This is a genomic window from Deltaproteobacteria bacterium, assembly GCA_016223005.1.
Lineage (GTDB): Bacteria > Desulfobacterota > GWC2-55-46 > UBA9637 > GWC2-42-11 > JACRPW01.
Genome location: JACRPW010000045.1, coordinates 1 through 10185 on the forward strand (window position 1 = coordinate 1; position 10185 = coordinate 10185).

A 10185-nucleotide genomic window follows, 5' to 3' on the forward strand; every position below is an offset into this window, starting at 1 on the left:
AGTTTGAAAACAAAAAGATAGAGCAGTTGCAGAAAGATGTCGCGGAACAGATGAACTTCAAGGTTACATTCCACAAACTTGAATTATACGGACTTTGCAAAGACTGCTCTGCCCCACATATCTGATAAAAGATGTCCTGCCTTGTGATTTGATACTATAAAATAGTGTTTCTTGGCGGTCCCAACGGGATTCGAACCCGTGTTTTAGCCTTGAGAGGGCCACGTCCTAGGCCTCTAGACGATGGGACCATGTGGATTTGTTTCACTGCAAGATATAAAAAACATATTATCTATATCTATTTCTTTTCTACTTGTCAACAGAGAACACAGACCCAAAAATAGACATTGATTTTTACGGACAGACTATCTTATGCAACAGTTGTCAGCCCTATGATAAGGATTACGCTGATTATTGTGCCTATCACTGTTGTGAATATCTCAAATGTCTTCATTTTTCATTACCTCCTTATTGTATTTGATTATATGTTATATCAATATCTGTGCCAATTTTTATTATTTTTAATAACTCGTTGCTTTTACTAAATAATTACGCAAAAGGCTGCACTATACGAAAAACCTAATATCATTTCATTTATGAAACATATTTATTATGAAACATTATTATTATTATATTTAAAAGAGTTACACTATTGTTTCATATATGAAATATTTCTTTTATGAAACATATATCTTGACTTTTGATATATCTTGGTTTATATTAACCTCAAAAACTGGTATGGGAATAAAAAAAATTGAATTTATCTGGAGCAGGCGATGCGCGATGCGATTGTAAGGTATCTATTATAAAAGATTAACAGGGGGTTAAAATGATACAGCCAGCAGCCATTGCGCCCAAAGAAGTTATAATAAACAGTGATACAATACTTAACAGCCTTGCAGATGGTGTTGTTGTAATATCCAGCAGCCGCCGTATACTTTATATAAATAAAGCGGCAAAGGAACTCTTTACAATCGCAGGGGATGAAAATATGGAAGGCAGGATATGCAGGGAGGTTATACATCACTCTAACTGCTCCCTGTGCTGCCTTATGACAACAGCGGTAAATACAGGTGAAGAGATACATAACAAAGAGGTAACAATAGGCAAAGGCGATAAGACAGTTACGCTCAGCGTAAATGCAGCCCTTTTAAAGGATGAGGCAGGCAAGACCATAGGCGCTGTTGAGGTGTTTAGAGATATTTCCCTGCTAAAAGAACTCAAGCAGGAATTAAGGGATAAATATTCATTTGAGGGGATTATCGGCAAGAACTATAAGATGCACGAGATATATGAACTCTTGCGAGAGGTTGCGCCCACAAAGACAACTGTCCTCATAGAAGGGGAAAGCGGCACAGGCAAGGAACTCATTGCCAATGCAATCCACAATGCAAGCCCCAGAAAGGACAAGTCTTTCATAAAGGTCAACTGCGCTGCTTTGGCAGAGGGAGTGCTTGAGAGCGAACTATTCGGTCATGTCAAAGGCGCATTCACTGGCGCTATAGCGGATAAACCGGGCAGGTTTGAAATGGCAAACGGCGGAACAATATTTCTGGATGAGATAGGCGATATAACGCAGCATACACAGGTAAAACTTTTAAGGGTTTTGCAGGAGTCTACCTTTGAAAGGGTCGGCGGCACAAAGACAATAAAGGTTGATGTGAGGCTCATTACTGCAACAAATAAAAATCTAAAGACGCTGGTTGAGGAAGGTAAATTCCGCGAAGACCTTTATTACCGCTTAAAGGTAATGCCTGTTACGCTCCCGCCTCTCCGTGAAAGAAAGGACGATATACCGCTTCTTGTTTCACACTTTATTACAAGGTTCAATAAAGATATGGGAAAGAATATATCCGGCATTTCACCGTCTGCAATGGAAATACTGATGGCATATAATTACCCCGGCAACATAAGGGAACTGGAACATATCATAGAGCATGGATTCGTAAGGTGCTCAGCGGACACTATCCTGCCAGAACACATGCCAAAGGATATGCAGAGGCCTGCGCAAGACATCATAAGCAAGGCGATCAAAACAGAAAGACCACTTGATGCACTTGAAAGGGAGACAATAATCCGTCTCCTTGAAGAATCCAACTGGAAGATAAAAGACTGCGCCAACAAACTTAAGATAAGCAGAATTACGTTGTGGAGAAAGATGAAGGAATTAGGGATAAAAAAGGGGGCATGCTAATCCTTAATCAAAAAAAGCGGTTGCATTTTTTGACAAATTGGTCTCCCCTCAATATCATCTATCCTATATGGTTACTACTATATGAATTCACTAACTTTTTTAGCAATATTTATATCCAATCCAACACCACTGTGAATAATCTATTTTTTGAAAAATGACCCAAAAATAGACATTGATTTTTGGGGAAACCTGCCTGTCTGCCGTGCCAACGGCACAGGCAGGCAGGTTTGTCCAATAGCGAGGTTTTTAATCGCTATTTTATGCAATGATAAAGGTATTGACGATGGAAATACATTTATTATATAGTTAATTCAAAACCACATAACACCGCAGCCAAATCGTAGCAAAAATTATCTGAGCGGAGCATGTCTTAATAATTCATCCATAATAGAAACAGGAGAGTATATAGATGCAAAAGAAAAAGGTAATACGCGAGACCATAGAGGCAATAGTTGTTGCCCTTATATTGGCACTCACAATAAGGACATTTGTTATACAGGCATTTAAGATACCGTCAAGTTCAATGGAGCCTACACTTTTAATCGGCGACCATATACTTGTCAACAAGTTCATATATGGGATACCTGTGCCATTTACTGATATAAAACTTGTGCCATTTACAAAGCCAGAAAGGTGGGATGTGGTTGTATTCAAATTTCCGGTAGATAAAAGCAAAGACTACATAAAAAGGGTTGTTGCCATAGAAGGTGAAACAATTGAAATAAAAGACAAAAAGATACTTATTAACGGCAAAGATGTTGCAGACCCTTATGGTGTTCACAGGGACCCAGATATCTTTACAGGAGAGGCAAGACATAGGGATAATTTCGGTCCGTACACAGTCCCTGATAATTCCATATTTGTGATGGGTGATAATAGGGATTCAAGTTATGATTCAAGGTTCTGGGGTATAGTGAAACTGGAAGAGATAAGGGGCAAGGCATTTATTATCTACTGGTCATGGAATTCAAATGAGCATTGGATGAGGTTTGACAGACTTACAAAGTGGATAAGGTAGAAAATAATCACTCATCATCCATTGCCTTTAACGGTATATCGAAATTTGCATACACATTCTGCACATCGTCCAAATCTTCAAGTTCTTCCATAAGTCTCAAGATCTGCTGAGCCTCTTTGCCTTCAAGTTTTATATTATTTTTAGGAATCATACTTATCTCTGCCACTGTATATTTAATACCCTTTTTATCAAATATATCCTTTACTGAATGGAAGTCCGACGGTGAGGCATATACCTCAAAGACCTTGTCCTCATCGTTTGTTATAACATCCTCTGCACCTGCATCAAGCGCCATCTCCATAAGTTTATCCTCTGAAATGGATGACATGTCAAATGTAAGCATACCCTTTTTATCAAACATCCATACCACAGAACCTGCTTCTGCAAGCCTTCCGTTGTGAGCGGTAAATGCATGCCTCACCTCTCCTGCTGTCCTGTTCTTGTTTTCTGTCATTACAAGCACCAATACTGCAATGCCTCCCGGACCATAACCTTCATAGAAAAACTCTTCGTAATTAACATCCTCCAATTCTCCTGTGCCTTTTTTTATTGCCTTGTCTATATTGTCAGAAGGCACATTTTCAGCCTTTGCCTTGTCAATAGCAGTGCGAAGACGCGGATTGCCCGACGGATCGCTGCCTGTCTTTGCAGCAACCATTATCTCTCTGATGAGTTTTGTGAATACCTTACCCTTACGGACATCTGACTTTGCCTTTTTATGCTTTATGTTAGCCCATCTGGAATGTCCTGACATGAGTTACCTCAAATAGATTGGTTTAAAAGTATTGTTTATGTATCAGTTTAAATATAGGGAGTCAAGTCAGTATATCACCCATGTCAGTAAGATTTTAGGTTGATTATAGCATTTGCATAGGATAAAATCTATCCGTGCAGATAAAAATCTCTACATGGTTTATTAAGATTATCTTGCCCTTGCTTTTTATTGCATCTTCTGTCAGCGCATCAGATGATTTATCTATCGGCAGGATGAGGGTTAGTATCTGGCCCGAATATGATGACCCGGGTGTGCTTGTTATATACGACGGCAGATTTAAGGATGACACTTCGTTTCCTGCGGAGGCTGTGTTTTATATACCAAAAGGGGCTTCTATAAGCGATGCGTGCAGCCTTTCGCCAAAGGGTCAGCACTTCTGCCAGTTAAAAAAAAAAAAAAATGCAGGGGATGTGGATGAGGTGAGACTTAAACTACCTTTTCCAAATTTTTATTTAAGTTTTCATGTGAATCCGTTTAAAGAAGAGGCAAAGGGCAAAGGGCAAAGGGCAAAGGGCAGGAAGGCATTTGATTACATTGTAAAGACAACCCATGCCATAGACAAACTTGAGGTTGATATTCAAAAACCTTTAAGGGCAGAGGATTTTAAAATCACTCCCCAATCAACAGAAAAAAGGGGATTTAAGGGATTTGAACATTATGACTATGTTTATGAAAATGTCCAAGAGGGACAGGAGATTAAGTTTAATGTCAGTTATGCAAAAAATGACAGCCAGCCGTCTCAAGATATAAAATATTCGCGGATGACAGAACCAAAGGTCTTCGGCTCTCCATTTGAGGAGAGGAAAAGATTTTCAAGAACCATGCTCTTGGCAGGGATTGCAGGTCTTCTTGTGCTGGCAGGAATGCTTATGCTGGTGTTTAGGAAGAGGAAGGTATGAATAATCTTAAATTTCAAATTTCAAATTTCAAATTCTTAATGTTTTTACTGTTTACTGTTCACTGTTCACTGTTCACTGCATCAGTTGCCTTTGCAGAGACCGTAGGAGAGATTGCAAAGGAACTCGCATGCCCATGTGAATGTCCTCTTGTGCTTGAGGACTGCAATATGTCATGCGGTCTTGACTGGAAAGACCAAATCGGCGAAATGCTCAAACAGGGCAAAACAAAACAGGAAATCATAAAATACTTTGTGGATAAATACGGAGATAATGCCAAAATCACGCCAATGCAGCGCATTCACGGCAAGTTTTATCAATATACAAGGGGCTTTGATACTCTGGAGTGGGGTATTTTCTGGGGTGTCATAGCGGTCTGGGTTCTTGCCATATTCTTTGGAATCTATCTTTTAACCAGAAGGTTTATGAGAAAGGGCGGCAAGGCTTGAAGCAGTTTTTTACAGCCTTTGTCATTTTTGCATTTTTTATTTCGGCAACTGCCATTGTCCTCTTCCTGTTTTTTGTTGATACAAGCCCCGTGTCAAAAGGAGAGTTTATTTATACAAAGACACGTCTTGCCTTATTCAGACACACAGGTTTAAATACCTTAAAAGAAGGGGATGAAAGACTTTTGTATGAATCATCCTGCGCAAGAAAATGCCACTCAAGGGATGTGGTTGAAAGGACAAGGCATACAGCAAGGGAATGGGAGGCTGTCATCCAAAGGATGAGGTTTGTAAATAAGGCAGATGTCAGAGAAAAAGAGGGGAGAGTAATCCTTAAATACCTCCAGAAGAATTTTTTAAGCAGCACGCCGACCATACTTTCGCCTGAGGCGAATAAATATCTAAAACAGTATCTCTGGAGGAGCGACTTTGGAGAAAGCGACCTTTATGTGGATATAATCTACACACCTGTAGTCTATCATACACTTACCAGTGGAACAGGGGAGGCGCTTGGTTATAAGGTTGATGAGTATGCTGTTTTTATGGTGTATCTTAATACCCACCAGAGCAAACTTCTCCCTTTTCAGATGGAAAATCTGACAATTCTTCGTGATGAAACAGGAAAAGAATATAAGCCAATTTCATGGAAGGTTACTTATGAAAGCGGAGACCTGCACCACAGAGAGGGTGTGCTTGTCTTTCCAAAGGTAAAAACTGACAAAGGTTTTTTAGAGATTGTTTTAAAGGATTTGCCCGGGCAAAAGGAAAGGCTCTTTAGGTGGGATTTGCCAATACCAGAAATGCAGAGGATTAGGGGTTAGTTAAGAGATGTCAAATAAGGCAGTCATCTTCCTTTCCACTGGTTTTTATACAGGGTATTCGCCGATTGCGCCGGGGACAGTTGGAACAATTCTGGGCATACCTTTAGGCATCTTTCTCTCAAGGTTTAACACGATAAGCCAGATGCTGGTTATTGTTATATTGTTTTTTGTCTTTTCTTTTATTTCAGGAAAGGCAGAGGAGATTTTAGGGAAAAAGGATGCAAGCACGATTGTGTGCGATGAGATACTTGGTTTTTTAGCGGCAATGTTTTTAATCCCATATGCCTTTTTTAATATAATTGCCGTATTTTTTTTATTCAGGCTTTTTGATATATGGAAGCCGTTTCCTATCCGCATGATTGAGAACAGAATAAAAAGCGGTTATGGCATTATCCTTGATGATGTAATTGCAGGGGTTTATGCGAATGCTGTGTTAAGGATAGCGTTTTGGGTTGTAGAAAGATAAATTATTGCCTTCAGTATAGAAATTTTATTAGGAATTCTTTGAGGAGGCATTACGAATCATCATATTGAACAAGAAATTGGCGAACTTCTCGTTAGGCACGGTTTAACCCTTGCCGCTGCAGAGTCATGCACAGGGGGGCTAATAGGCAGTTTAATAACCAATGTGCCGGGGAGTTCAGCATATTTTATCGGCGGTGTGATTGCATACAGCAATAAGATAAAAACAGGCATCTTAAATGTTTCCCCTGAAACCCTTAATAAATGTGGTGCAGTTAGTAAAGAGACTGCACAGGAGATGGCAGGGGGAATAAGGGATTTATTCAATGTTGATATAGGTCTTGCAGTTACAGGCATAGCAGGTCCTGACGGCGGAACAAAAGAAAAGCCTGTTGGAATGGTTTATATTGCCTTATCTGCCGGGAAAGACATAATGAGCAAAAAGTTTTTGTTTAAAGGCGTAAGGAGGGAAATAAAGACGCAGGCAGCGGAAGACGCCTTGCTTATGCTTAAAAATTATCTTATGGAAAAGTATAAGGGATAAATATATAATGCGATCGTTTATTGCTATAGATTTGCCCGAAGTTTTTATAAAAAAGATTAAAGTCTTGCAGGATAAACTAAAAAGGGATTGCAAGGCAAAGGTTTCGTGGTCGGCGCCTGAAAATATCCATCTGACGCTGAAATTTCTAGGCGAGGTTCAAGAGGTTCAACTTGACGCAATCACAACAGCAATCAAAAATACCTGTATTGGCATAAATAGGTTTGAACTTTCAGTAAATGGCATTAATGGTTTTCCAAATCTAAATAGCCCTAGGGTTATATGGCTTGGGATAAAGACCTGCGGCAATCTTCTTCAGACTATATATGAAAGGCTTGAGGCAGTGCTTGCAGATTTGGGCTTTGAAAAAGAAAAAAGGAGATTTAGTCCTCACCTTACTCTTGGAAGGATAAGAGAGCCTGATAAGGAAACCGATTTTAAGGGAATACTTGCTCATGTTAAGGATGCTGAACTTGGCGAGTTTATAGCGGATGGGATTGTTCTTTATAAAAGCGAATTAAATCCAAAAGGCGCTGTTTATACAAAATTATATGAATGCCCCCTCACCCCTTCAACACCACTCAAGGTGGTGTTGAAGCCTTTCCCCGATGGGGAGAGGGAAAAGGAGAGGGGAAAGAGGAGGAGAGACTATGGCTCAATCAGACAAGAGTAAGGCAATTGATTTAGCAATAAGCCAGATTGAAAAGCAGTTCGGCAAGGGTTCTAGAATGAAACTGGGCACGGAAACTCCAATTGCTGATGTGCCAATAATATCTACAGGTTCACCAGCGCTGAATATAGCACTTGGGATTGGCGGTGTGCCAAGGGGCAGGGTTGTTGAGATATTTGGACCAGAATCTTCAGGAAAGACAACATTATCACTGCACATTGTGGCTGAGGCACAGAAAAGCGGGGGCACTGCTGCATTTATAGACGCTGAACATGCCCTGGATATTGCATATGCTAAAAAACTTGGTGTAAAGACAGAAGACCTTCTCATATCACAGCCTGATACAGGGGAGCAGGGGCTTGAAATTGCAGAGACACTTGTCAGAAGCGGTGCTATGGATGTCATTGTTATTGACTCTGTTGCTGCATTAACGCCAAGGGCAGAGATTGAAGGTGAAATGGGCGACAGCCACATGGGTCTTCAGGCAAGGCTTATGAGTCAGGCACTCAGAAAACTTACAGCAACAATAAGCAAGTCAAAGACCTGCATGATATTCATAAATCAAATCAGGCATAAAATCGGTGTGATGTTCGGAAACCCTGAAACCACTACAGGCGGCAATGCCCTGAAATTTTATGCGTCGGTCCGAATGGATATAAGGAGGATAGGGGCAATAAAACAGGGTGAGGATGTGGTTGGAAACAGGACAAAGGTAAAGGTGGTCAAAAATAAACTTGCACCACCATTCAAGGATGCAGAGTTTGATATACTGTATAATGAAGGCATATCAAAGGAAGGGGACATCATTGACATAGGTGTCAATGCAGGCGTGATTGAAAAAAGCGGTGCATGGTATTCTTATGCCGGGCAGAGGATAGGGCAAGGCAGAGAATCTGCAAGACTCTTCCTCAAAGGTAATCCAAAGACTGCTTTGGAAGTAGAAAAAAAGGTGTTTGAACATTTTGGATTATCCCAAAAAGAATAAAGATGGCTAATATTGATATTAACACAATACTAAACCTCGCTGTAAAGGAAAAGGCATCTGATGTGCATCTGAAGGCAGGTATTCCCCCTGTAGTGCGAATCTGCGGGAGTCTGACACCAGTAAAAAATTTAGAAAAACTTACACCTGACTGGATTTTAAAGACAGCAATGCAAATCTTAAGTGAACCGCAAAAAGAAGCACTTCAGAAAAATTTGCAGATAGATTTTGCATACAATGTGTCTGAACTTGGCAGGTTCAGGGTAAACATATTCAGACAAAAGGGGGGAGTGAGCATAGCATTAAGGGTCATACCAGCAGTAGTCCATTCGTTTGATAATTTACATATCCCTGAAATAATAAAGAAAATAGCAGCGGAACAGCGGGGTCTTGTCCTTGTAACAGGTATTACAGGAAGCGGTAAATCCACTACCCTTGCAGCAATCATTGATTATATAAATTCAAACAGGACAAGCCATATTATCACCGTAGAAGACCCAATAGAATTTATCCACAAGGATAAAAGGTGTATAATAAATCAGCGGGAGATTGGAACAGATGCCATCTCGTTTGCAGATGCCCTTCGCGGTGCGCTCAGACAGGACCCCGATGTTATAATGGTAGGAGAGATGAGGGATATGGAAACCATAGAGATTGCACTCACGGCAGCAGAAACAGGTCATCTTGTCCTATCAACACTCCATACAATAGATGCGTTAGAGACAATTAACCGTATAATATCTGTTTTTCCACCACATCAGCATCAGCAGATAAGGGTTCAACTGGCAGGTGTGATAAAGGCAATTATCTCTCAAAGACTTATGCCCATGAAAGACGGCAAAGGGAGGGTACCTGCAATAGAGATAATGGTGTCAACGGCATTCGTAAGAGAGTGTATTGAAGATAAGGACAAGACAAAGTCCATACATGATGCAATAGCAAAGGGTTATACAACCTACGGTATGCAGACATTTGACCAGTCTATATTCTTCCTCCTTAACAAAAACTACATAACTTATGAAGAGGCTTTGAGGCAGGCAAGTAACCCTGATGATTTTGCATTACTGGCACAGGGAATAACATCAACCAGCGATATGAAATGGAGTGATATTGAAAGTAATAAAAAAGGCGAAAGAGGGACACAATTTGATATAGAGAGGTTTTAGGTGAGTGAAGATGCCGTTACAAAGGCAAAAAATCTTGCACTGAAACTCCTTTCCTATAGCCAAAAAAGTGAAAGAGATATTGTTGGAAAATTAAAGGCAAAGGGATTTGATGAAAAAACAATTACCTGTGCAGTGGAGGAACTTAAATCATTTAGTCTTATTGATGATAGAAGATTTGCTATTGGGTGGGCAAGGGCAAAGGTTAAGCACAATCTTT

13 protein-coding genes and 1 tRNA gene are annotated in these 10185 nt (G+C 40.2%); 12 read left to right on the top strand and 2 right to left on the bottom strand.

The features are described 5' to 3' along the window. Positions 1-172: 172 nt before the first annotated feature. Positions 173-248: transfer RNA gene (locus tag HZC45_05470), tRNA-Glu, on the bottom strand. 578 nt (positions 249-826) lie between these two features. On the opposite strand from HZC45_05470, the gene HZC45_05475 reads away from it, so the two are divergent. From HZC45_05475 to lepB, 3 genes are all read left to right on the top strand, one after another. After that, positions 827-2191 carry a sigma 54-interacting transcriptional regulator gene (locus HZC45_05475; protein ID MBI5682597.1) on the top strand — a complete coding sequence of 455 codons (1365 nt, stop codon included), beginning with the start codon at positions 827-829 and terminating at the stop codon, positions 2189-2191. A gap of 147 nt (positions 2192-2338) precedes the next feature. Next, positions 2339-2497 carry a hypothetical protein gene (locus HZC45_05480; protein ID MBI5682598.1) on the top strand — a complete coding sequence of 53 codons (159 nt, stop codon included), beginning with the start codon at positions 2339-2341 and terminating at the stop codon, positions 2495-2497. Positions 2498-2600: 103 nt separating this feature from the next. Further along, entirely contained in the window at positions 2601-3209 is a 609-nt protein-coding gene (gene lepB / locus HZC45_05485; protein MBI5682599.1) for a signal peptidase I, read from the top strand. 7 nt (positions 3210-3216) lie between these two features. Here the strand turns inward: lepB and HZC45_05490 are convergent, their stop codons facing one another. After that, entirely contained in the window at positions 3217-3963 is a 747-nt protein-coding gene (locus tag HZC45_05490; protein MBI5682600.1) for a YebC/PmpR family DNA-binding transcriptional regulator, read from the bottom strand. A 134-nt stretch (positions 3964-4097) separates the two neighbouring features. Here HZC45_05490 and HZC45_05495 point away from each other — a divergent pair, with 134 nt between their 5' ends. The 9 genes from HZC45_05495 to HZC45_05535 form a co-directional block, all read left to right on the top strand. After that, positions 4098-4883 carry an LPXTG cell wall anchor domain-containing protein gene (locus HZC45_05495; GenBank protein ID MBI5682601.1) on the top strand — a complete coding sequence of 262 codons (786 nt, stop codon included), beginning with the start codon at positions 4098-4100 and terminating at the stop codon, positions 4881-4883. Continuing rightward, positions 4880-5329: a cytochrome c-type biogenesis protein CcmH gene (locus HZC45_05500; GenBank protein MBI5682602.1), complete on the top strand. Its 450-nt coding sequence runs from the start codon at positions 4880-4882 to the stop codon at positions 5327-5329. Before HZC45_05495 ends, HZC45_05500 begins: the two co-directional genes overlap by 4 nt. Beyond that, positions 5326-6147 (top strand): hypothetical protein, encoded by an 822-nt coding sequence (locus HZC45_05505; protein MBI5682603.1) that lies wholly within the window; start codon positions 5326-5328, stop codon positions 6145-6147. Before HZC45_05500 ends, HZC45_05505 begins: the two co-directional genes overlap by 4 nt. Positions 6148-6154: 7 nt before the next feature. Further along, positions 6155-6613, top strand: coding sequence for a phosphatidylglycerophosphatase A (locus HZC45_05510; GenBank protein ID MBI5682604.1), 459 nt, complete (start codon positions 6155-6157; stop codon positions 6611-6613). 48 nt (positions 6614-6661) lie between these two features. Next, a complete protein-coding gene (locus HZC45_05515) occupies positions 6662-7153 on the top strand; it encodes a CinA family protein (GenBank protein ID MBI5682605.1) in 492 nt (163 codons plus the stop codon). Between the two features lie 7 nt (positions 7154-7160). Then, positions 7161-7823, top strand: a complete 663-nt coding sequence (gene thpR, locus HZC45_05520) for an RNA 2',3'-cyclic phosphodiesterase (protein MBI5682606.1) — start codon at positions 7161-7163, stop codon at positions 7821-7823. Then, positions 7801-8805, top strand: a complete 1005-nt coding sequence (gene recA / locus HZC45_05525; protein ID MBI5682607.1) for a recombinase RecA — start codon at positions 7801-7803, stop codon at positions 8803-8805. Before thpR ends, recA begins: the two co-directional genes overlap by 23 nt. An 11-nt stretch (positions 8806-8816) precedes the next feature. Further along, the gene (locus HZC45_05530) at positions 8817-9968 is read left to right on the top strand and encodes a type IV pilus twitching motility protein PilT (GenBank protein ID MBI5682608.1); all 1152 of its coding nucleotides are present in this window, start codon (positions 8817-8819) and stop codon (positions 9966-9968) included. Then, a partial coding sequence (locus HZC45_05535; GenBank protein ID MBI5682609.1) for a RecX family transcriptional regulator occupies positions 9969-10185 on the top strand: 217 nt, incomplete at its 3' end.

Coding starts and splice junctions, on each gene's coding strand:
- HZC45_05500 (MBI5682602.1), top strand. CDS start 4,880: ATGAATAATCTTAAATTTCAAATTTCAAATTTCAAATTCTTAATGTTT.
- recA (MBI5682607.1), top strand. CDS start 7,801: ATGGCTCAATCAGACAAGAGTAAGGCAATTGATTTAGCAATAAGCCAG.
- HZC45_05510 (MBI5682604.1), top strand. CDS start 6,155: ATGTCAAATAAGGCAGTCATCTTCCTTTCCACTGGTTTTTATACAGGG.
- thpR (MBI5682606.1), top strand. CDS start 7,161: ATGCGATCGTTTATTGCTATAGATTTGCCCGAAGTTTTTATAAAAAAG.
- lepB (MBI5682599.1), top strand. CDS start 2,601: ATGCAAAAGAAAAAGGTAATACGCGAGACCATAGAGGCAATAGTTGTT.
- HZC45_05490 (MBI5682600.1), bottom strand. CDS start 3,963: ATGTCAGGACATTCCAGATGGGCTAACATAAAGCATAAAAAGGCAAAG.
- HZC45_05475 (MBI5682597.1), top strand. CDS start 827: ATGATACAGCCAGCAGCCATTGCGCCCAAAGAAGTTATAATAAACAGT.